This window comes from uncultured Bacteroides sp., assembly GCF_958445495.1.
In the GTDB taxonomy this organism is placed as follows: Bacteria; Bacteroidota; Bacteroidia; order Bacteroidales; family Bacteroidaceae; genus Bacteroides.
In genome coordinates this window covers 1-22378 of record NZ_CAUCSQ010000041.1, presented here as the reverse complement: position 1 = coordinate 22378, position 22378 = coordinate 1, and the positions used below count along the sequence as shown (strand labels likewise).

Below are 22378 nucleotides of genomic sequence, written 5' to 3'. Positions count from 1 at the left end.
AACGGCATACTATTCTTTAGTCGGCTCACTCTTGATTACTGTTCCCTCACGTACCAGTCCCGCTCCTTCGGCTATGATAACATCGCCCGGCGCAAGTCCTGTCTCAACCACATACTCCGTACCGTTATTCAACCGGAACACCTCCACCGGAGCAGACTGAGCCTTACCGTCAACCACCTTATAAACAAATATACGGTTCTGCAACTCATAAGTAGCTGCCTGAGGAATAACGATGCCCCCCTCTTTCACAGTAGGAACAACCACTTTACCGCTTCCCCCATTACGCAAGAATTGCTCAGGATTGGAAAAAACGGCACGCAAACCGACAGCACCGGTCCCCTCATCGACAGTACCGCTGATAGCATCCACTTTTCCTTTATGAGGATAAGTCTTCCCGTTACTCATAACCAGCTCCACCTCATCCATATTTTCCATCGCTTTCTTGAGAGAGCCGTATTGCTGTATAAAATCGAGTATCTGATTCTCCGTCATTGAGAAATAAGCATATACGTCACTGTCGTCAGACACGGTCACCAAAGGCTCGGTAATACTGCTGCTCACCAATGCCCCTACCCGGTACGGAATCATGCTAGCCACTCCGTTCACCGGACTTTTCACTTCGGTGTATGAGAGATCATTGCGTGCATTGACCTCTTGCGCCTTAGCCTGAGCCAGAGCCGCTTCCGCCGCAGCCAGTTCATTACGGGCTGTCTGCAAGTCGAACTCAGACACTACCCGTTCTTTATAAAGTTCAGCCTTACTGTCGGCAGTGAGCTTAGCCGTAGCCAGTTTAGCCTCCGCACTTTTCACATTGGCGATTGCAGTTTTCAAAGCAGCCTTATAAGGAACCTGGTCTATAATAAAAAGAGTCTGCCCCTTACGGACCGCATCCCCTTCGGTAATGCATATCTCCGTGATAATACCGCTCACCTGCGGGCGGATTTCCACATACTGGCGTCCCCGGAGCGTAGCCGTATAATCGGATTTCAATACTTGATTGCTTTGTGTTACAGTCAGTGTTTTGTACATGGCGTCTGCCTTTTTCTGTTGCGAGCCTCCACAGGAATATAACAAAGGCAAGCAGATTAAGGCCGAAATGATGGTTTGTTTCATTGTAGCTATATTTAAATGATTGTTAATGATTTATAACCTGTTCATTTTATAAAAGTGCGACTGACCAAATCTATAAAATCTCAAACAATAAAATAAAAATGTAGTGACGAACAGCAAAAATATGATGACGAACGACAAAAGAAGAATGGTTGGGTTTTCAAAACAATCTTCTATCTTTGCAAAGAAGTGACAAAATATACTTCCGGGAGTTAATTTGCAATGAAGAAAATATGAAACGCACCAACATACCTGTTTACATTGATTTGCTATTCTGTCTGGTAATCATGCCGCCTATCATCATGCTGGTACCGGTAGAAAAATGGATTGTGCACCATACCGTTTTCATGCTGACGCTGATTGCCTACCTCTACGGACTTTATTTTATTTACCGCAAAGCCAAACTTCCGATGCTTTTCATGCAACGGAAATTCGGCCATATCCTTCTGCTCATGTCATCGCTTGTCTTCGTCACCTGGCTACTGACCCATTTCCCATACCCGCCGGAAGCGAATCCGATAGACCCGATGATACACAAAGCGAGACAACACATGCGGGCACAGACAATCTGGTTCTTTTTCCTGGTAGTAACAGGATTCAGCCTTTCCATAGAACTGATTTTCGAACTTTTCAGGCAAATACTTTCCAAACAGGAAATCGAAGCGGAAAAGAACAAAGCGGAACTCGCCCTCTACAAAGCGCAAATCAACCCGCACTTTCTTTTCAACACATTGAATGCCCTTTACGGGCTGGTACTCACCAAATCGGACAAAACGGAATCCGCATTCATTAAATTCTCCAACATCCTGAAATACATGTATGCCCAAACCACTTCCGATACAATTTCCATAAGCCATGAAATCGAATACATCCGCCAATATGTCGATTTGCAGTCCCTACGCCTGAACAAACATACACAAGTGAGATTTGAGACACAGATGGACGACGAGCAAGTGCAGATTCCCCCGATGATTCTTATCACTTTCGTTGAAAATGCTTTCAAATACGGCGTTTCGTCTGATATGGACTGTACCATCCTTATCCGTATCATTGTAAAAGAAGGCCAGCTTATTTTTAACACAGAAAACATGATTATGAAAGAAAATCACGGCAATCCCCACGCCATCGGCATAGCCAACTGCCGCAAACGCCTGGAATTACTTTACCCCAACCGTTTTCTGCTGATTACGAAAGAAGAAAAAAAGTTGTTCAAAACACACCTTAGCATTCAATTACGATGAAAAAAATCAATTGTATTGCGATTGACGACGAACCGATTGCCTTACTCGTCATCAAACAGTTCTGCGAACGTAAAGGAGGGCTGGAGCTCGTCACTTTCAGCGAACCGCTCATCGGGCTGCAGGAAATTGCCCGGAGAAAGCCGGAGCTGGTCTTTCTGGACATTGAAATGAACAGCATCAGCGGACTTGACATCGCCCATACCCTTCCCCCTGAAAGCTGCCTTATTTTTACAACAGCTCATGCCCAATACGCCCTGAACGGTTTCGACCTCGACGCCGTAGACTTTCTGCACAAGCCCTTCGCTTACGAAAGATTCGAAAAAGCCGTAGAAAAGGCGCTTCTCCTTATTGAAGCGAAAAACAACAGAATACCGGAAAATATCATCATAAAACAGGAATACAACAATATATCCATTCCTATCTCCGATATCCTCTATATCGAAGCAATGGAAAATTACACCAAAATATTCCGTACCAGCGGCAATTACATATTATCCCGCACCAGTCTGAAAAACGTCCAGGAGATGTTGCCGGAAGGAGCTTTCTTACGCACACACCGCTCCTATGTCGTATCTATCAATAAAATAGAACGATTCTCAAAAAGAGAAATAATCCTGAAAAACTGCCCGACAGTAATCCCCGTAGGGAGGCAATACGCCGAAAACGTATATACTTTATTATTCACCCTGTTAAACACATGACACATACGTAACAGGGGCCGGAGGCAATCCCCGGCTCCAGGCCATACTTAAACACTCCCCTTGACCTTTCCGAGAATCTTCGGAAACTGCCAGAAGAATAACAAAGTACAGCAAATAGCGGCTGTCGCATCAGACACGGCTTCCGCCGCATAAACTCCGGCCACCCCCATAAAATGCGGCAATACGAACGCCAACGGAATCAATAGGATAATCTTACGCAACAAAGCGATAAAGATAGATATTTTAGCCTGTCCCAATGCCACAAACATGTTCTGGCAAGCACGTTGCAATCCGAAAATCGTCATGCCTCCCAGAAAGACAGGCATTGTCCAGCAGACAGTATCAATCAGCCTCTCATCACTCGTAAAGGCGGACGCAACAGCCGAAGGACAGAAAATCATAAAAAGCATCAGCACCAGATTAAACGAGAACATCGTCACCAACACAATACGGAAACACTCTTTTACACGCTGCTTGTCACCGTGACCGTAATTATAACTCACAATGGGGACAAAACCCTGTGCAAATCCCGTAAGAGGCACGCTTGCAAACTGCATCGCACTTTGTAAAACAGTCAGTGCACTGATATAAATATTTCCGAATACCTTCAGGCTGCTGTTCAGGACAAAACCGACCAGGCTCTCCGTACTTGCCATGATGAACGGAGACACACCCAAAGCCAATACGGCAAATATAATCTTCCGGTCCAGGTTCATATAACGCTTTTCCAACGGCAAAGAAGCACGCCGGGAAAAAAGAAAACTCAACACCCACACCGCACTGCAAGCCTGAGAAAGTATAGTAGCCAAAGCAGCCCCTTTCACCCCCATGTCAAACCCGAAAATAAACACCGGGTCCAGAATGATATTCAGCAAAGCCCCGATTAATACCGAACACATGGCAATAGCCGGGCGTCCCTGCGCATTGATAAAAGCATTCAACCCCGTAGATATTTCCACAAACAGCGTTCCCAGAAGATAAATGGAAAGATAATCGACCGCATACCCCAATGTAGCCTCCGACGCCCCCGTAAAGAGCAAAATCGGCTCCATAAAGACATACGCCACAAAAGAAGTGAATAAAGTGAACAATATCAACAGGATGAAACCGTTTCCCAGGATTTTTCCGGCGCGCATACGGTCGCCCTGTCCAAGCGCTATGGCAGCCAACGGTGCGCCACCGCCCCCGACAATTGCCGAGAAAGAAGAAATAAGTATGATAAGAGAAGTGGTAACCCCCACACCTGCCAACGCATCGGTCCCGATTCCCGGAATATGCCCGATATATATACGGTCAACGATACTATAGAGCAAATTGACAAATTGTGCGGCCACTGCCGGAAGCGCCATCTTAAAAACGAGCGGTAACATACGTTCCGTACCCAACCGTTCTTCATACTTATTTACCATTCTCGAATCCTTTTAAAACCGGCTGCAAAGTTACAAGAAAACAGGTTAACCTCATCCTCTAAACCTTCCATAATCTCTTATTTTAACCCGATACGCCTCATCCCGCAAGATTCCGTACTGAAATTCCGTCCCCAATGACCGGCCACACAACAACCATGCCGGAAAGCCGCCCAATCAGATATGTATTCCGTACTGATGTTTCACCTCCGCCATCACAAAAGTACTTTCCAGCGAGCCCAGACTTTCAATGGTTCCCAGCACATTCAAAATAAACTCCTGATAATATTTCATATTGGGAGCATGAATCTTCAAGAGATAATCATAACCTCCCGATATATTATAACATTCGGTCACTTCAGGAATATCCTGTATGATACGGGTAAATTCCGCCGCAATATCCCTGTTAAGCCGCCTGAGCTTCACGCTGCAAAACACCACAAAACCTTGATTCAGTTTCTCGGCATCCAATACGGCAATGTACTTCTTTATATACCCTCCGCTTTCAAGCCGTTTAAGACGTTCAAAAACAGGAGTCGACGAAAGGCTGACCCGTGCGGCCAGCTCTTTAGTAGTCAGCCGTGCATTCTCCTGCAAAGTGCGGAGTATCTGCAAATCGACCTTATCCAATCTATCAAAAGTATCCATAGAAAAATATTCTCCTAAAAGGTGAAATCCGAGACCCGGACAAACAATTTATTCTACACAAAGGCACAAATATAGTATTATTTTCCGTATTACGTCAATATCTTGTTCGATATTTCTACGTCTCATAACTTTGCAGGAAAATAAATACAGAATATTAATTCCTAGAAATATACCATTATGGAAAGAAAAAACTTACATTTCGAAACATTGCAGCTCCACGTAGGCCAGGAACAGGCAGACCCGGCAACAGACGCCCGCGCAGTTCCCATCTACCAGACAACCTCCTACGTATTCCATAACTCCGCCCATGCAGCCGCACGATTCGGACTGCAAGAACCGGGAAACATCTACGGACGCCTGACCAATTCCACCCAAGGAGTCTTTGAAGAGCGTGTAGCTGCCCTCGAAGGAGGCATAGCAGGGCTGGCCGTCGCTTCCGGCGCTGCCGCCATCACTTACGCCTTCGAAAACATCACCCGTACGGGCGACCACATCGTTGCAGCCAAAACAATTTACGGAGGCAGTTATAACCTGCTGGCGCACACACAGCCCGGTTACGGAGTCACGACCACTTTTATCGACCCCAGCGACTTATCCAATTTCGAGAAAGCCATCCGAGAAAATACCAAAGCCATATTCATCGAAACACTAGGCAACCCGAATTCAAATATAATCGATATTGAAGCCGTAGCCGGAATCGCCCACCGCCATCAAATTCCTTTAATTATCGACAATACGTTCGGTACTCCCTATTTGATTCGTCCCATCGAACACGGAGCGGATATCGTCATCCATTCCGCCACAAAATTTATCGGCGGCCACGGGACATCGTTAGGAGGAGTCATTGTCGATTCCGGTAAATTCGATTGGAAAGCTTCCGGTAAGTTTCCGCAACTGACAGAACCCGACCCAAGTTATCATGGAGTACGCTTTACCGATGTCGCCGGGCCGGCAGCCTACCTGCTCCGTATCCGTGCCGTTCTGCTCCGCGACACCGGAGCTACCATCAGCCCGTTCAATGCATTTATTCTGTTGCAAGGTCTGGAGACTCTTTCATTACGTGTGGAACGCCATGTGGAAAACGCATTGAAAGTAGTAAAATTCCTGAATAGCCATCCGAAAGTCAAGAAAGTAAACCATCCTTCGCTACCCTCCCATCCGGCTCATGCATTGTACCGCCGGTACTTCCCGCAAGGGGCGGGCTCCATCTTCACCTTCGAGGTAAAAGGCGGGCAGGAAGAAGCGCACCGTTTCATCGACAGCCTGGAAATTTTCTCCCTGTTAGCCAACGTAGCCGATGTAAAATCTCTGGTTATCCACCCGGCGAGCACAACCCATTCTCAACTCAATGCAGAAGAACTTGCAGAACAGGAGATTTATCCGGGAACCGTCCGTTTATCCGTCGGAACCGAACACGTCGACGACCTGATTGCCGACCTGGAACAAGCGCTCGCTAAAATCTAAAAAGCGAACTGCGGAAAATTGAACTTTCCATGACTGCAAGGCGTTATAACAGTATAACATTAAAATATTGCAGTCATGGAAAAATATTTAATACACAGCAACGAACTGCATCTGATAGACGCAGAGAAAATCCGTCAGGCGGTAGAGAAAATGGTGGAATCGCTCGATATGGCCGCAGGATCTACCACCAACTTCGACCTCTATCAAGTCGTAGAGGATTATTTTAAAGACCTGGAGAAAAGAAGGAAAATCAATCGCATCCTAGGAATCAAAGAAGACAGATATGAATTTGCCGAAGATTTCGGTATAAGATAAAGACATAAGATACAAATTGAAACAGAACCATCCCCTCGCTCCAGCCTCCAATCAGGACAATATGAGGCTGGAACGAGGGGATTTTTCTTTAGAGAATTTCAACCTGCAGGACTTTCAATCCTCACAATCAAGCTTGAGACGGGCTCGTCATCCAAATACATGCCGGACGAAAGGCATTATCAATTTCCCTGATGTACCGTAAGCTGCGGGAACGGGAAATTGATTCCTTTTTCATTGAAGGTTTCGTAAATCGCTTTGTTTATGTCGAAATAGACTCCCCAATAATCTCCACTATTCACCCATACGCGGGCAATGACATTCACGCTGCTGGCATCCAGCGCATGAAGAGCCACAAAGGGAGCAGGCTCATCGAGAATACGCTTGTCGGCAGCCAATATATCACGTACGATTTGTTGTACTTTATCATAATCTTCTCCATAATCAATACCCACAATCCATTCCACACGGCGAGTCGTTTGCGTATTATAGTTTGTCACGACGCCACTACTCATCGCACCGTTCGGTATATAAATCACCTTATTGTCCGCAGTAGTCAGAATCGTATGGAAAATCTGGATTTCCTTCACCGTTCCCGAAACTCCCTGGCTCTCAATCCAGTCACCTACTTTATACGGTTTGAACAACAGTACAATCAGCCCTCCCGCAAAGTTCTGCAAATTTCCGGACAACGCCATGCCCACAGCTACACCGGCAGATGCCAACAAAGCCGCGAATGAAGTCGTTTCGACCCCTAAAGCGCCGACTACGGAAATTATCAACAGAACAGTCAGCGTGATATTTACCAGGCTCTTGACAAAAGTCTTGATGCTGATATCCACTTTCCTCCTGTCCATCAAACGTCCGACGAACCTGTTGAGCATAGAGATAAGGAAACGTCCCACGATAAAGACAATCACCGCAATAAGAATACGCTCACCGGCACGGATAGCGAAATCCAGAAGTTGCTGCGTGATAAGCGAAAGCTTATCCAGACCGTCAGCATTAGCTATTGCCTGTTCCATTAACTCGTCTGCGACCACTTGTGTGGAATCCGCAACCTGTGTTGCTGTTGCTTGAAATAATAGTAACATAATTGATAGGTATTAAATTGAATAAATTGTTGTTTTGCTATTTTCAACAAACGGCAAAGTTACATTGTTTTAAGTAAATCTAAAAGTTTTTTTGCATTCTTCAAGCAAAAGGCGTAATTTTGCCGCCGATTCACTGACAGGGGTGCCTTAACATGACGGGCTGAGAACATACCCATAGAATCTGATTCGGGTAATGCCGGCGTAGAGAACTATAATTAATAAGCAGTTACAGGACGCATATCCTTCCATTTTTAACAACACCTGACTATGGAACTGGATTTTCTGGAAATATTCGGTACAATCGTCGGTCTGGCCTATCTATGGCTGGAATACCGGGCAAGCATCTATCTTTGGCTGGCAGGTATCGTTATGCCCGCCGTCTATATTTTCGTCTATTATAAAGCAGGGTTGTATGCAGATTTCGGCATCAACATCTACTATCTGATAGCAGCTATTTACGGATGGGGCTTTTGGACATGGGGACATCGGAAAAGGAAAAGACAAAATACAGACTGCCCGGACACCGGTGAATCCGCAGCTCTTCCCATCGTACATGCCCCTTGGAAATGCTATCTTCCGTTATCGCTCGCATTCACGGCCGCCTTCATCGGTATTGCGTGGATACTTATCGAATACACGGACAGCAACGTCCCGTGGCTGGACAGTTTTACCACGGCATTGAGCATTGTCGGTATGTGGATGCTGGCACGCAAATACATCGAACAATGGTTCGCCTGGATTTTCGTAGACCTCGTTTGTTGCGGGCTCTATATTTACAAAGACCTCTATTTCACTTCCGCCTTGTACGGACTTTACTCTATTATAGCTGTCTTCGGCTACTTCAAATGGAAAAGATTAATGAGCATACAATGATAAATGAACACTACACTCCCGAAGCCGTGATACTTGCCAACGGCGAATATCCCAATGACTCCCGGCCTTTACGGATACTGGAAAACGCCCGATTCGTAGTTTGTTGCGACGGGGCGGCAAACGAATATATCTCACGCGGACATATTCCCGACATGATTATCGGCGACGGCGATTCCCTTTCCGCAGAAAATAAAATACGCTTCTCGGACATCATCCTTCGTATAACCGACCAGGAAACAAACGACCAGACCAAAGCTGTCCGTTTCCTGTGGGAAAAAGGTTACCGTAAAATCGCCATTGTCGGGGCGACCGGCAAACGGGAAGACCATACATTGGGAAACATCAGCCTGCTTATTGATTATATGGAAAACGGTATGGAAGTACGGACTTTTACCGATTACGGCGTATTTATCCCCGCCAAAGACACACAAACCTTTATATCGCATCCCGGCCAACAAGTATCTGTCTTCAATTTCAAGGCAAAAGAACTGAAAGGAGAAGGATTGGTTTATCCGCTCAGTGACTTCACGAACTGGTGGCAAGGCACACTGAACGAAGCCGTATCCGGCCAATTTACCATCCGTTGCATAGGAGAATACCTCGTATTCCTCGCCTACCGTTCAACCGGAAAAACAGATTAGAGATTCCGTCCGCACACCGGAATGCAGATTAACGCAAACATTCGCGGATTTCCGAATTCCCTTGCGCCAATCTGCATTTTCAATTCACAGGGCAATCAACGCCTGCCTTTAGGCATACGGCAATAACAAACCATGACAGCTAATCCTCAGAAGTATAAATCTTATAGCTCCTGTCAAAATTAGTATTCAGCCCTTTCCTAATTTGGGTGATACGCAAAGTAAAATCCTCTCTTTCCGCCCAATAATAAGTAAAGGTATTGTTCCATTGGCTGGTATTCTCCGTATAAAGGAGTTTTTGCGACCTTTTCCCGTAAAAATCAAACAATCCCCAAATAACTTCCGCATCATGCATAAACCATTCCCACTGATACACGGCAGAGATGAACCCGTCCAAATCGACAGAAAAAGTATTGCCGGAAGAAGTGTAGGTGAAGTTATGGGAACCGTCGCTATACAAAGAAGTCAGGTTACCGTCCGAATAAATCGGCGTCCAGCTCTGTGCAGTGCTGCTCTTATATTCCAGTTTACCCAGATTCTTATTCGAATTGTAAGTAAACGTGCTCACCCCCTTAGTCGCATCGTTTCCATTCCACATCGTAGTCAAATAACCGTTGGAACCGACAAAACCCGTATTGACGATTTTCCCGTCCAGCCACAAATATACTTTAACATCCTCATAAGTAAATGTATAAGTCTTGCCCGGAGTCTTATATTTCATAATGCGCCCTTTTGCATCGTACTCGAAAGTATAAACATCCGTACCGTCCACCACGATTTTAGAAACCTTAGAATGCGCGGAATAGGGTTTATACGGATTATTGTCATCCGTTCCTCCGATTTCTCCTCCTTCTTCTTCCGGTTCAGGAGAAGACAACCTATGATAAACAAATTTCAAGTAATAATCCTCATATTCGATAATCAATACCAGGATATTCTTTCCCAGCGTGTATATTTCATAACGTATCCCCGAAATGGAAACCGTATAAGAATCATCCGACAGGCTCCATTCACGCTTGACACTATTCCCGTCAGGATAGGTCAATGTACAGCTTCCGTCATCCATAAATCCCAGTACAGGCTCTTTTGAAATATCTTCTTCGGACATTTCTTTTCCATTCTCGTCAACCGCCGTTTTGGACGACAATTTCCACTCTCCCAGCAGCATTTTGCGTGCCTGCGCATTTCCGGTTTCCAGCACCACCGTTTCATCCCCGTCAGAAATACAGCTTGACATTGCAAAGAGACAAACCAACGTGAACAGGCACATTTTCGCCCGTTCCGCCAATAGATATGTTGTTTTCATATTTTTATCCTCCTGTTATTTGATTTCAAATTCTACTCTACGATTAACCAGTCTGCCCTCTTCCGTATCATTGGACGCTATCGGTTTAGTCATTCCATAATAAGTATAAGAAAGTTTGGAAGAACTGGCGCCCTTTTTAACCAAATAATCATAGACGGCCTTCGCTCTTTTTCTGGAAAGCTCCAGATTGAAATCCTCCTTCCCTACATTATCCGTATGTCCCTTAATCTCAATGCTCAGATTCGTCCTTTGCATCAACATGGCTATTTTGTCAAGATAAGCATGCGAATTGACATTTATGACACTTTTCCCGAATTCAAAATTAATGACATCTATCGCACAAATGGTTTTTCCGGCAATCGGTTTTTGAGCGACAACCAAATCCAGAATCTCCTCTAATGTATAACACGGCTTTTCTTCTTCCGCTGCAATAACGACCGGAGCGGCTTCCCGTACTACGACAGGCGTTTCAACAACAGGAACGGCTTTTTCTTTTACAGGCGCCTTTTTGAAAATGCTCAAAGGAACGGATAAAGCTGCAGTAACCTCTATTCCTTGATATTTGCGCGTACCGGCGATATCATATATGGCACGGTTCACAGCAATCGCTTCCCCCTCTTTTTCCTTACTCCCGTAAGTATCCGTTATGCCATATTGGTAGTTTGCCTCCAATGCCAGATGGATCCTTTTTTCGGAAGTGATTTTAATGGGAATCCGGATTCCCACTCCTGCCGCCACACTGAAATTTATTTTCGAAAGATTTGCATTACTGATATCCAAAGGAGTCCATTCATACCTCTCCCCGTCATCATATTCGGTATAATTAATCTCCCCTCCTCCGGCAATTCCCAATACAGGAGCTACATAAACATAGGGACTCACCTTAGAAGGATTAGAAAAATTATAAATCAAAGGTATGCGGAAATCGGTATATTTCGCCTTTAGCTTATAAAAAAGACGGGCATCTTTTATTTCAGTACCACGGGAAAGGAAAAGAACTTCCGGACGGATAGTGAACTTCCTCTTTTCTCCTAAATCAAATTCTGCAAACACTCCTCCGACCCCGTTGGAAATCCAGTCCGGACTGTACGAATCAAGATTCGAATAATGCGCATTGGAAAGATGGACTCCTCCCTTTACACCCAACCTCACTCTGTCAGACTTACCGTCTGATTGCGCCATAGCCCAATAAGACAAACAGCAGAAGGAAAAAAACAATAAACTCCTTGCTTTCATAAAATAATATACGTTTGTTCTGTCTACAGTCCCTAAAGGCAGAATTTATAAAAACAGAAGCGTGGAACTGCGTGCCACTTCGCCAACGAAGGTCCTGAGAAAACCTGAGAGTACAAAATGGACAGCAGACCCACGCTATATGCGTGAGAACCGCTCATGCCATTCTCGTACTCTGTTGAAAATTTCTCAGGTTTTCGTTGACAAGAATGAAGCACAACGCTTCTTACTATTTCACTATTATAAAAACACCTTAGGACACTTCCCTTCAGCTATGGCGGCAAAGATACACACTTTTTAGCAATTATCCGCATTTCATTTCCTATAAATAGGAAGAATAGAGATAAAAAGCAAACGGAAATTCCGGCAAATTAACAATCTGCCGGTTAAGAACGATTCACGGGACGAAACAATGCGACGAACCGCAGGATTGCTGCATAACAAGTTGATGCCTTCCTATAGGCACAACCGTGCCATCGCGAAGGCACAAGCATGCCACCGCAGTGGCACAGTCTTGCCTCCATGATGGCACAGAATTCTATTCGGAGATTTAAATTACAGTGTAAGCAGATATCTCTTAAAGTCTGCAAACTCTTTCGTCATTGGCAGGCTCTTCTTCTCGCCTTTCATGAACTCTTGCAATTTGGCAGGGATTTCCACGGTTTCGCCGATAATACTTTCTACGGTTTCAAGGAACTTGGCAGGATGAGCCGTTTCAAGGAATATACCTGTCTCTCCCGGTTTCAGGCCTTCCGCCAAAGCACGGTATCCGCAAGCTCCGTGGGGGTCCAGAAGATAACGGTACGTTCTCCAAGTTTCTTTCACTGTTTCACGAATCTGCTCGTCCGTATAAGCCGCTCCTGAAATCTCGGCAGAAATAGCGGCATGGGAACCTCCGTACAAGTCGAGCACGCGGGCGAAATTGCTAGGATTACCGACATCCATTGCGTTGGCGATGGTAGCCACGGAAGGACGCGGATTATATTCGCCGGTCTGCAGATATTGATAAAATATATCGTTGCGGTTGTTGGCGGCAATGAAACGTTTGACAGGCAATCCCATCTTCTTGCCGAACAAACCGGCTGTGATGTTCCCGAAATTACCGCTAGGCACACAGATTACCGCATTGTCTGCTTTCCCGGCACGTTTCAGTTGGGCATAAGCATAGAAATAATAGAACGCCTGCGGCAGGAAACGCGCCACATTGATGGAATTGGCGGAAGTCAACGACAGGTGTTCGTTCAGCTCTTTATCCATAAAAGCCGCTTTTACCAATGCCTGGCAATCATCAAACGTTCCGTCCACTTCGAGGGCGGTAATATTTTGTCCCAGCGTGGTGAATTGTTTTTCCTGTATTTCGCTGACTTTCCCTTTCGGATACAGTACATATACATGAATACCTTCTACTCCTAAGAATCCGTTGGCTACCGCACTTCCCGTATCACCGGAAGTAGCTACCAGCACATTTACCTTCTTCTGTCCTTCCTTTTTGATGAAGTAGCCGAGCAGCCGCGCCATAAAACGACCGCCTACATCTTTGAAAGCCAATGTGGGACCGTGGAAAAGTTCGAGCGAATAAATATTCTCAGATACCTTCACCAAAGGCACATCAAAGCTCAATGTAGCATATACAATCTGTTTCAGCGTATCTGCCGGAACGTCTTCGCCGAAAAAGGCATCGGCTACGCGATAAGCTATTTCCTGAAAAGACAAACTGTCAATCGTATCGTAAAAATCTTGCGGAAGCGGCTTGATGGCCACAGGCATAAACAGCCCTTTGTCCGCAGCAAGGCCTTTCACCACAGCTTCCTGCAAAGAAGCCTCCGGCGCTTGTTTGTTCGTACTATAATATCTCATAATCTTATGATTGGCTTATTTCATGAATTCTTTTATAAACTCGTCTTCTTTCAACACGCCGTAACTGCCGTTGCAGGCGGATATTTCATCATAGGCCTGCACCTCGTCCGGCTCAATCCCCGGATACCAGATAAGGAACGGAATAGGCTCGGCAGTATGTGTACGGAGTTCGCAGGGTGTAGGATGGTCGGGCAACACGGCAATCGCCACCGGTTCGTCCCAGTCTTTCACCGCTTTATAAATCGGTCCTACGGCACGTTTATCAAGGTTTTCGATAGTCAAGAGTTTCAAGTCGATATCTCCTTCATGGCCCGCCTCATCGCTGGCTTCGATATGGAGGTAAACAAAATCGTCTGTTTTCAGGGCTTCCAGAGCGGCAGCTACTTTATTTTCATAATTCGTATCATAAAGACCGGTGGCTCCTTCAACCGGAATACGGCGCAGACCGGCATAATAACCGATTCCGTTTATCAAATCGACAGCCGAGATGACCGCTCCTTTTTTTACTTGCGGGAATGTTTCGGAAAAAAGAGGCATCTGCGGACGATAGCCGGGGCTCCAGGGCCAAATGCTGTTTGCCGGGTCCTTACCTTCCGCCATCCGCTTCAAATTCAACGGATGATTTTTCAGCAATTCCTGTGACTCCAATATCAAGCCGTTAATCAAATCTGCCGTATCCCGCGCTTCGGGAACTAAAGGTTTCACCATCAACGGGCGGAAAGGCTTTAACGGCACATCATGCGGAGGTGTACAGTCAAGTTCCTTATTGCCGCCTTTGATTACTAACAGGTGACGATATTGTACTCCCGTGTGGAAACGCACGCGCTCATTTCCCAGTTTCTCCTGAAGATAGCGAATCAGCACATCGGCTTCTTCTGTGGAGATGTGTCCGGAAGAATGGTTTTTCAGAATCTCCCCTTCCACGCAAATCAGGTTGCAGCGCATCGCCATCTCTCCCGGCTGCAAATCGACACCGATACTGGCGGCTTCCAGAGGCCCGCGCCCTTCATACACTTTCGGAAGATTATATCCCAGCACGGACATATTGGCTACTTCACTGCCCGGATGAAAACCTTCGGCTACGGTAACCAACCGTCCTACACGTCCCATTCGGGCAAGCTTGTCCATATAAGGCGTTTTCGCATATTGCAGGAGCGTCTTGTCCCCTAATGACTTCACCGGCCAGTCGGCCATTCCGTCACCTAATATAATAATGTGTTTCATAAGGCATTAAACGTTTGCAATACTCATTATATCGGCAAAGACTCCGGCTGCCGTCACACCGGCGCCGGCACCGTATCCCTGAATCATCATCGGATATTCCTTATAGCGTTCGGTAGTCAGCAGGATGATGTTATTACTGCCTTCCAACCCGTAGAACGGATGGCTGGCTTCTACTTCCTGCAGGCCGACAGAGGCTTTTCCATCTTCCAGCCGGGCAACAAATCTCCAGTGTTTATGCTCTTTCTCCAATACCTGACGACGGGCTTCAAAATCCGCATCGAGGCTCGGCACCCGTTTCCAGAAGTCATCCAGAGAACCTTCGAAAAAGTCGTCCGGCACGAAGAGGTTTTTCTCCACATCTTCCTGTTCGATACGGTAACCGGCTTCACGCGCCAGAATCACCAGCTTGCGGATTACGTCTTTCCCGCTCAGGTCGATACGCGGGTCGGGTTCGGAATAGCGTTCTTCCTGCGCCATCTTAATCGTACGGCTGAATGGAATATCGGCGCTGATTTTATTGAAAATGTAATTCAGCGTACCGGAAAGCACCGCTTCAATTTTCAATATTTTGTCACCGCTATGAATCAAGTCGTTGATTGTATTGATAATCGGGAGCCCCGCACCGACGTTTGTCTCAAACAGGTATTTCACGCCACGCTGACGGGCGATGGTTTTCAACTCGCGATAGTTTTCATAAGCTGAGGACGCTGCAATTTTATTGGCGGCTACCACGGAAATATTGTGTTGCAGAAGGTCTTTGTAAAGCGAAGCGATATCCGGACTGGCTGTACAATCGACAAACACGGAGTTAAAGATATTCATTCCGATTATTTCATCACGAATTACCTGCAGGCTGCTGTCTTTACCTTTTTGTTTCAGTTCTTCACGGAAGTTAGTCAAATCGAATCCGTCACGGCTGAACATTGCCTTTGCCGCATCAATGATACCTACCACATGTAATTTCAGCCCGTTCTCTATCATCAGTTTTTGCTGCTGGCAACGGATTTGTTCCACTAGGCTGCCACCTACCGTACCGATGCCGCAGATAAACAGGTTCAAGACTTGATATTCGGACAAGAAGAAGGAGTCGTGAATTACATTCAGCGATTTACGCAACGATTTCGAATCGACCACAAAAGAAATATTGGTTTCCGATGCTCCCTGTGCACAGGCTATCACGTTAATGCCGTTGCGTCCCAGCGTTCCGAACAGCTTACCTGCAATACCGGGCGTATGTTTCATGTTCTCACCGACGATGGCAACCGTCGCCAAGTTTCTTTCCGCAAGAATCGGGGAAATCTCTCCCATTTCTATCTCTTTCGCAAATTCTTCGTTCAATACTTCACAAGCCAAATCGGCATCGGCATTCCGCACACCGATGGATGTACTGTTCTCCGACGATGCCTGAGAAACGAGGAACACGCTGATTCCGTTCTTTGCCAAAGCTTTGAATATACGGTAGTTCACGCCAATCACACCGACCATACCTAATCCCTGGACAGTAATCAGGCTAGTATCATTGATGGAAGAAATTCCCTTAATGGCTTTGCTTTGCGGATTGGAAACTTCTTGCCTGATAATTGTCCCTACTCCGTCCGGATTGAATGTATTCTTTATAAGGATGGGGATATTCTTGTGACAGACCGGATAAATGGTAGGGGGATAAACGACTTTCGCACCGAAATTACAAAGCTCGGTCGCTTCGACATAGCTTAATTCCGTAATCGTATAGGCTGTTGAAATCACACGCGGATCGGCAGTCATAAAGCCGTCTACATCCGTCCAGATTTCCAGGCTGTCGGCATCCAGCGCCGCAGCGATAATCGCAGCCGTATAGTCTGAACCGCCGCGTCCCAGATTGGTCACTTCTCCGGTTGTCTTGTCGGAAGAGATGAATCCCGGCACTAAAGCTACTTTCGGAACAGAGCTGAAGGTTTCTTTCACCAGCTTGTTTGTCAGGTCAGCATCAATCGTATGTTTATTATGTTTCTTTTCCGTTTTGATAAAAGTACGCGAATCAAACCATTCCGCACCTTCAATCAATTCGGCGGCAATGATGGAGGACAGACGTTCGCCGTAGCTTACTATCGTATCCGAGGTTTTCGGGGAAAGGTCTTTTATCAAATAGATACCTTGAAAAATATCTTTCAGTTCATTCAGCAGTTCGCCGATTTGACGTTGCAACGCCACTTGTCCCTTACCGGCGGGAATCACTTCTTTAATCAGTTCCACATGGCGATAGACAATCTCACGAAACTCACCTTCGTAGGACGAATCTCCGGCCGCCGCCATCTTCGACGTGTTTATCAATTTGTCTGTGATGCCTCCCAACGCGGAAACAACTACGATAACCGGCTCACCGGCCGACTCTACAATTCTCTTTACGTTTAAAATGCTGTTCACGGAACCTACGGATGTTCCGCCGAATTTCATTACTTTCATGAAGATACTTATTTTAATGCTATGTTCTGGATATGACTTTTACAGAACAAAATTAGTTGTTACGAAAAATGCTTTTGAATTTTGCCTACTTACACAGGCGTGAATCACGTAGATACACAAATACTATCCCTCAACCCCTAAGGGTCATGGTGCACATGGATGTGACTGTATGTGGATAGTACTTCATCATAGTCCTTGTTTCTACTTTTGTTTTTGATAAGTGTCGCAAAAGTAATAATAAAAACATTCAATCTATCACTTTTTTCCGTTTTTTTCTAATAAAAAGAATCTTTCATATTCCCGGCATTCTGTAAACCTCGTACACTTTTATGGCATTTTGTCACTTATATATCAAATCTATTATTATATTTGCGGGAATAAATGCATAAAAACCGCTTATGGACCCATTAAATACTTCCGTATTGTTAATTTACACCGGCGGAACAATCGGTATGATTGAAAACGCCGCAACCGGCGCTTTGGAGAGCTTTAACTTTGAACAGCTCCAGAAACATGTCCCCGAATTGCAGAAATTCAACTTTCCCATCGACACTTATCAGTTCGAGCCCCCGATGGACTCTTCCGACATGGAACCGGATATGTGGCGGAGACTGGTACGTATCATTCATGAAAATTACAGCCGTTACCACGGTTTTGTCATTCTACATGGAACGGACACGATGGCATACACCGCATCGGCCCTGAGCTTTATGCTGGAGGGATTGGACAAGCCTGTCATTTTAACGGGCTCGCAACTTCCGATAGGAGTGCTTCGTACAGACGGAAAGGAGAACCTGATGACGAGTATCGAAATCGCCGTCGCACAAAACAAAGAGGGGAAAGCGCTTGTGCCGGAAGTATGCATCTTTTTCGAAAACCACCTGATGCGGGGAAATCGCACGACTAAAATAAACGCCGAGAATTTCAATGCTTTCCGTTCGTTTAATTATCCGGTGCTGGCAGAAGCGGGAATTCACATCAAATATAATAATGTGCAGATTCATGTGAATGGGGAAAGACGGGAGTTGAAACCTCATTATCTACTGGACACCAATGTGGTGGTACTGAAACTTTTTCCCGGCATTCAAGAGAATGTCGTCGCCGCCATCTTGAAAATAGAGGGGTTGAAAGCAGTCGTACTCGAAACGTACGGTTCTGGCAACGCTCCCCGAAAGGAATGGTTTATCCGGTTGCTTTGCCAGGCCAGCGCACGGGGAATCATTGTTGTCAATGTGACGCAATGCAGTGCAGGCACTGTGGAAATGGAGCGTTACGAAACAGGCTATCAACTGTTGCAGGCGGGAGTCGTCTCCGGATATGACAGCACGACAGAATCGGCCGTCACCAAACTAATGTTTTTACTGGGCCACGGTTACACGCCGGACGAAGTACGCGACCGGATGAACCGGTCGATAGCCGGAGAGATAACTCTGTAAGAACGTCTTCATATTTCTGTCGGACCGGGATAACTCATTTCTAATAAATTATCCCTATTTTTGTATCCTGCAAAAATAAGAATCCCAATGGCAAAAGAAAAAACCGTATATATATGCAGCAATTGCGGGCAAGAGTCACCCAAATGGGTGGGCAAATGCCCGTCATGCGGAGAATGGAATACGTATGTTGAGGAAATCGTACGGAAAGAGCAGCCCAATCGCCGCCCGGTATCGGGCATAGAGACGCAGAAACCCAGACCGGTTATTCTCAGTGAGATAGAAGCGGATGACGAACCGCGAATCAACATGCACGATGATGAGCTGAACCGTGTATTGGGCGGCGGGCTTGTTCCGGGCTCGCTGGTTCTGATTGGAGGAGAACCGGGAATCGGCAAATCTACACTCGTCATGCAGACCGTGCTCCGCATGCCGGAAAAGAAAATACTCTACGTATCCGGCGAGGAAAGCGCACGGCAATTAAAGTTACGTGCCGACCGTCTTTCCGAAGTTTCCAGCGATTGTCTCATCGTTTGCGAGACCTCACTCGAACAGATTTACGTCCATATCAAGAATACGAATCCGGACTTAGTCATTATCGATTCCATACAGACGATTTCGACGGAAACCATCGAATCGTCTCCCGGAAGCATCGCGCAGGTAAGGGAATGTTCGGCTTCCATCCTCCGTTTTGCGAAAGAGACTCACACGCCGGTCTTGCTTATCGGGCATATCAACAAAGAAGGAAGTATCGCAGGGCCCAAAGTCCTGGAGCATATCGTAGACACTGTCCTTCAATTTGAAGGAGACCAGCATTATATGTACCGCATCCTGCGCAGTATCAAAAACCGTTTCGGGAGTACGGCCGAACTGGGGATTTACGAAATGCGGCAAGACGGATTACGGCAAGTGAGCAACCCTTCGGAATTACTGCTTAGCCAAGACCATGAAGGAATGAGCGGCATTGCCATCGCTTCCGCCATTGAAGGTGTACGCCCGTTTCTGATTGAGACGCAGGCTTTAGTCAGTTCGGCTGTCTACGGCAATCCCCAACGTTCGGCAACCGGATTCGATATAAGAAGAATGAATATGCTCCTGGCGGTACTTGAAAAACGGGTAGGTTTCAAACTTGCCCAGAAAGATGTGTTTCTGAACATCGCCGGAGGTCTGAAAGTTAATGACCCGGCCATCGACCTCTCCGTTATCAGCGCCATCCTTTCTTCCAACATGGATGCAGCCGTCGAACCGGAAGTCTGTATGGCCGGAGAAATCGGACTGTCAGGGGAAATACGTCCGGTAAACCGCATCGAGCAACGTATCGGAGAGGCGGAAAAACTCGGTTTCAAACGTTTCCTGTTGCCTAAATACAACTTGCAGGGAATCGATACGAAAAAACTGAAAATAGAACTGATACCGGTAAGGAAAGTGGAAGAGGCGTTCAGGATGCTATTCGGGTAGAATAGGGATGCGGGACACGCCGGCTCATACAAAAAGCAATATGAATCATATGGATTACATCATTGAAAAAGCAAACGAATTACTATCTGTAACTGTCGGACATGCATCTAACACATGTAAAGAAACCGGTTCCGGATGATTGGAAAACAAAGACAGGAGCCGCCTATGCCATGAACTTAGCAATGTGTTCCGGCAGATACTATTATTTTTCAAAACCAAATCCGCACAATTCGCATTTTATCTTATGATACAAGAATACCAACTCCGCCTTCTTCCCGAAACCGCTGCAAACGAACAGCGGTTGAAAGAATATCTCTCTAAAGAGAAAGGCGTCAACCTGCATGATATTACTGCTGCCCGAATCCTGAAACGAAGCATAGACGCGCGTCAGCGGACTATCTTCGTCAATCTGAAAGTACGGGTTTACATCAATGAAATGCCTGAGGAAAATGAATACGAACCCACCGTATATAATAATGTGGAGGGAAAGCCGCAAGTAATCGTAGTCGGTGCAGGGCCCGGCGGACTGTTTGCCGCCTTGCGTCTTATCGAACTCGGACTACGCCCGGTCATCGTTGAACGTGGGAAAGATGTACGCGAACGGAAAAAAGACTTGGCGCAAATCAGCAGGGAACATATTGTAGACCCAGAATCAAACTACAGTTTCGGAGAGGGAGGGGCAGGCGCTTATTCGGACGGAAAACTTTATACCCGTAGCAAAAAAAGAGGAAATGTGGATAAAATATTAAATGTATTTTGCCAACACGGGGCCTCTGCAGCGATATTAGCCGATGCGCATCCGCATATCGGAACGGACAAGCTGCCGCGCGTCATCGAAAACATGAGGAACACAATTATCGAATGTGGCGGAGAAGTGCATTTCCGGACAAGAATGGATGCGCTGATTATCGAAAAGAATGAAATCAAAGGTATCGAAACTAACACGGGGAAGACTTTTCTCGGTCCTGTAATACTGGCAACGGGACATTCCGCAAGGGATGTGTATCGCTGGCTGGCGGCAAATAACGTAACGATTGAGGCAAAGGGAATCGCCGTGGGCGTTCGCCTGGAACATCCGGCGATATTGATTGACCGAATACAGTATCATAACAAAAACGGAAAAGGCAAATACCTGCCTGCCGCCGAATATAGCTTCGTCACTCAGGCAGAAAACAGAGGAGTATATAGTTTCTGCATGTGTCCGGGCGGATTTATCGTTCCTGCGGCCAGCGGACCGGAACAAGTGGTGGTGAACGGCATGTCTCCTTCCAACCGGGGGTCACGTTGGAGTAATTCGGGAATGGTGGTAGAAATACGGCCTGAGGATTTGGAGAAGACAGATTTAAAGACAGAAAACGATGAATCGGTCCTTAAACAAAAAGAACAATTGCTTGCGCTCAATCCTGATTTAAAAGACTCGCGGCTTTCTGAAATCAATTCACAGTTACTGCCCGTCCTTCGTTTTCAGGAAGAATTAGAACGCCAATGCTGGTTGCAAGGTGGCAGACGGCAAACGGCTCCGGCACAACGTATGGTGGATTTCACCCGTAAAAAACTCAGTTATGACCTGCCGGCGTCTTCTTACAGTCCGGGACTCATCTCTTCTCCTTTGCATTTCTGGATGCCGGAGTTTATCAGTAAAAGATTGTCGCTCGGTTTCCAACAGTTCGGACGCAGCAGTCACGGTTTTCTGACTAACGAAGCGGTTATGATTGGTGTGGAAACCCGCACTTCTTCCCCCGTCCGTATCCTGAGAGACAAGGATACTTTACAGCATGTAACCGTTCGCGGACTGTTCCCTTGCGGAGAAGGTGCAGGCTATGCAGGAGGAATTGTTTCGGCGGGGATAGACGGAGAAAGATGCGCAGAAGCCGTTGCTAATTACTTAAGAGGAGTTCTATAAATTAAAATATTGTAGTACAGTTGTTTATATGGTTC

General features: G+C 46.2%; 18 protein-coding genes and 1 riboswitch. Of the genes, 9 read left to right on the top strand and 9 right to left on the bottom strand.

Annotation, left to right across the window (positions count from 1 at the left end; all coding sequences use genetic code 11):
• Window positions 1–9 precede the first annotated feature (9 nt).
• Entirely contained in the window at window positions 10–1113 is a 1104-nt protein-coding gene (locus Q5076_RS13460; protein WP_303014119.1) for an efflux RND transporter periplasmic adaptor subunit, read from the bottom strand.
• A 230-nt stretch (window positions 1114–1343) separates the two neighbouring features.
• Here Q5076_RS13460 and Q5076_RS13455 point away from each other — a divergent pair, with 230 nt between their 5' ends.
• Complete coding sequence (locus tag Q5076_RS13455) at window positions 1344–2351, top strand: sensor histidine kinase (protein WP_303014118.1); 1008 nt, start codon at window positions 1344–1346, stop codon at window positions 2349–2351.
• Window positions 2348–3052, top strand: coding sequence for a LytTR family DNA-binding domain-containing protein (locus Q5076_RS13450; RefSeq protein WP_303014117.1), 705 nt, complete (start codon window positions 2348–2350; stop codon window positions 3050–3052). Before Q5076_RS13455 ends, Q5076_RS13450 begins: the two co-directional genes overlap by 4 nt.
• A 47-nt stretch (window positions 3053–3099) precedes the next feature.
• Here Q5076_RS13450 and Q5076_RS13445 read toward each other — a convergent pair whose 3' ends face one another.
• Window positions 3100–4461 carry an MATE family efflux transporter gene (locus tag Q5076_RS13445; RefSeq protein ID WP_303014116.1) on the bottom strand — a complete coding sequence of 454 codons (1362 nt, stop codon included), beginning with the start codon at window positions 4459–4461 and terminating at the stop codon, window positions 3100–3102.
• Between the two features lie 174 nt (window positions 4462–4635).
• Window positions 4636–5106 carry an Lrp/AsnC family transcriptional regulator gene (locus tag Q5076_RS13440; protein ID WP_303014115.1) on the bottom strand — a complete coding sequence of 157 codons (471 nt, stop codon included), beginning with the start codon at window positions 5104–5106 and terminating at the stop codon, window positions 4636–4638.
• Between the two features lie 177 nt (window positions 5107–5283).
• Here Q5076_RS13440 and Q5076_RS13435 point away from each other — a divergent pair, with 177 nt between their 5' ends.
• Window positions 5284–6570, top strand: a complete 1287-nt coding sequence (locus Q5076_RS13435) for an O-acetylhomoserine aminocarboxypropyltransferase/cysteine synthase family protein (RefSeq protein WP_303014114.1) — start codon at window positions 5284–5286, stop codon at window positions 6568–6570.
• A gap of 75 nt (window positions 6571–6645) precedes the next feature.
• A complete protein-coding gene (locus Q5076_RS13430) occupies window positions 6646–6885 on the top strand; it encodes a hypothetical protein (RefSeq protein WP_303014113.1) in 240 nt (79 codons plus the stop codon).
• A gap of 179 nt (window positions 6886–7064) precedes the next feature.
• Here Q5076_RS13430 and Q5076_RS13425 read toward each other — a convergent pair whose 3' ends face one another.
• A complete protein-coding gene (locus Q5076_RS13425; RefSeq protein ID WP_303014112.1) occupies window positions 7065–7976 on the bottom strand; it encodes a mechanosensitive ion channel family protein in 912 nt (303 codons plus the stop codon).
• Window positions 7977–8104: 128 nt separating this feature from the next.
• Window positions 8105–8201: riboswitch (TPP riboswitch) on the top strand.
• 42 nt (window positions 8202–8243) lie between these two features.
• Here Q5076_RS13425 and pnuC point away from each other — a divergent pair.
• Both pnuC and Q5076_RS13415 read left to right on the top strand, forming a co-directional pair.
• On the top strand, window positions 8244–8849 hold the full coding sequence (gene pnuC / locus Q5076_RS13420; protein WP_303014111.1) for a nicotinamide riboside transporter PnuC: 606 nt from the start codon (window positions 8244–8246) through the stop codon (window positions 8847–8849).
• Window positions 8846–9490 carry a thiamine diphosphokinase gene (locus tag Q5076_RS13415; protein ID WP_303014127.1) on the top strand — a complete coding sequence of 215 codons (645 nt, stop codon included), beginning with the start codon at window positions 8846–8848 and terminating at the stop codon, window positions 9488–9490. The genes pnuC and Q5076_RS13415 overlap by 4 nt, the downstream gene beginning before the upstream one ends.
• Before the next feature lie 139 nt (window positions 9491–9629).
• On the opposite strand, the gene Q5076_RS13410 is transcribed toward Q5076_RS13415, so the two are convergent.
• From Q5076_RS13410 to thrA, 5 genes are all read right to left on the bottom strand, one after another.
• Window positions 9630–10793 (bottom strand): hypothetical protein, encoded by a 1164-nt coding sequence (locus tag Q5076_RS13410; RefSeq protein ID WP_303014110.1) that lies wholly within the window; start codon window positions 10791–10793, stop codon window positions 9630–9632.
• Between the two features lie 15 nt (window positions 10794–10808).
• The gene (locus tag Q5076_RS13405; RefSeq protein WP_303014109.1) at window positions 10809–12029 is read right to left on the bottom strand and encodes an OmpA family protein; all 1221 of its coding nucleotides are present in this window, start codon (window positions 12027–12029) and stop codon (window positions 10809–10811) included.
• Between the two features lie 552 nt (window positions 12030–12581).
• Window positions 12582–13883 (bottom strand): threonine synthase, encoded by a 1302-nt coding sequence (gene thrC / locus Q5076_RS13400; protein WP_303014108.1) that lies wholly within the window; start codon window positions 13881–13883, stop codon window positions 12582–12584.
• Between the two features lie 15 nt (window positions 13884–13898).
• Window positions 13899–15107 carry a cofactor-independent phosphoglycerate mutase gene (locus Q5076_RS13395; RefSeq protein ID WP_303014107.1) on the bottom strand — a complete coding sequence of 403 codons (1209 nt, stop codon included), beginning with the start codon at window positions 15105–15107 and terminating at the stop codon, window positions 13899–13901.
• A 6-nt stretch (window positions 15108–15113) separates the two neighbouring features.
• A complete protein-coding gene (gene thrA / locus Q5076_RS13390) occupies window positions 15114–17549 on the bottom strand; it encodes a bifunctional aspartate kinase/homoserine dehydrogenase I (RefSeq protein WP_303014106.1) in 2436 nt (811 codons plus the stop codon).
• Window positions 17550–17947: 398 nt separating this feature from the next.
• Here thrA and Q5076_RS13385 point away from each other — a divergent pair, with 398 nt between their 5' ends.
• From Q5076_RS13385 to Q5076_RS13375, 3 genes are all read left to right on the top strand, one after another.
• Entirely contained in the window at window positions 17948–18985 is a 1038-nt protein-coding gene (locus Q5076_RS13385; RefSeq protein ID WP_303014105.1) for an asparaginase, read from the top strand.
• Between the two features lie 87 nt (window positions 18986–19072).
• Entirely contained in the window at window positions 19073–20440 is a 1368-nt protein-coding gene (gene radA / locus Q5076_RS13380) for a DNA repair protein RadA (RefSeq protein ID WP_303014104.1), read from the top strand.
• A 244-nt stretch (window positions 20441–20684) separates the two neighbouring features.
• The gene (locus Q5076_RS13375; RefSeq protein WP_303014103.1) at window positions 20685–22343 is read left to right on the top strand and encodes an NAD(P)/FAD-dependent oxidoreductase; all 1659 of its coding nucleotides are present in this window, start codon (window positions 20685–20687) and stop codon (window positions 22341–22343) included.
• Window positions 22344–22378 lie beyond the last annotated feature (35 nt).

Coding starts and splice junctions, on each gene's coding strand:
- Q5076_RS13385 (WP_303014105.1), top strand. CDS start 17,948: ATGGACCCATTAAATACTTCCGTATTGTTAATTTACACCGGCGGAACA.
- Q5076_RS13445 (WP_303014116.1), bottom strand. CDS start 4,461: ATGGTAAATAAGTATGAAGAACGGTTGGGTACGGAACGTATGTTACCG.
- Q5076_RS13415 (WP_303014127.1), top strand. CDS start 8,846: ATGATAAATGAACACTACACTCCCGAAGCCGTGATACTTGCCAACGGC.
- Q5076_RS13375 (WP_303014103.1), top strand. CDS start 20,685: ATGATACAAGAATACCAACTCCGCCTTCTTCCCGAAACCGCTGCAAAC.
- pnuC (WP_303014111.1), top strand. CDS start 8,244: ATGGAACTGGATTTTCTGGAAATATTCGGTACAATCGTCGGTCTGGCC.
- Q5076_RS13395 (WP_303014107.1), bottom strand. CDS start 15,107: ATGAAACACATTATTATATTAGGTGACGGAATGGCCGACTGGCCGGTG.
- Q5076_RS13450 (WP_303014117.1), top strand. CDS start 2,348: ATGAAAAAAATCAATTGTATTGCGATTGACGACGAACCGATTGCCTTA.
- Q5076_RS13405 (WP_303014109.1), bottom strand. CDS start 12,029: ATGAAAGCAAGGAGTTTATTGTTTTTTTCCTTCTGCTGTTTGTCTTAT.
- Q5076_RS13460 (WP_303014119.1), bottom strand. CDS start 1,113: ATGAAACAAACCATCATTTCGGCCTTAATCTGCTTGCCTTTGTTATAT.
- radA (WP_303014104.1), top strand. CDS start 19,073: ATGGCAAAAGAAAAAACCGTATATATATGCAGCAATTGCGGGCAAGAG.
- Q5076_RS13410 (WP_303014110.1), bottom strand. CDS start 10,793: ATGAAAACAACATATCTATTGGCGGAACGGGCGAAAATGTGCCTGTTC.
- Q5076_RS13440 (WP_303014115.1), bottom strand. CDS start 5,106: ATGGATACTTTTGATAGATTGGATAAGGTCGATTTGCAGATACTCCGC.
- thrC (WP_303014108.1), bottom strand. CDS start 13,883: ATGAGATATTATAGTACGAACAAACAAGCGCCGGAGGCTTCTTTGCAG.
- Q5076_RS13435 (WP_303014114.1), top strand. CDS start 5,284: ATGGAAAGAAAAAACTTACATTTCGAAACATTGCAGCTCCACGTAGGC.
- thrA (WP_303014106.1), bottom strand. CDS start 17,549: ATGAAAGTAATGAAATTCGGCGGAACATCCGTAGGTTCCGTGAACAGC.
- Q5076_RS13425 (WP_303014112.1), bottom strand. CDS start 7,976: ATGTTACTATTATTTCAAGCAACAGCAACACAGGTTGCGGATTCCACA.
- Q5076_RS13455 (WP_303014118.1), top strand. CDS start 1,344: ATGAAACGCACCAACATACCTGTTTACATTGATTTGCTATTCTGTCTG.
- Q5076_RS13430 (WP_303014113.1), top strand. CDS start 6,646: ATGGAAAAATATTTAATACACAGCAACGAACTGCATCTGATAGACGCA.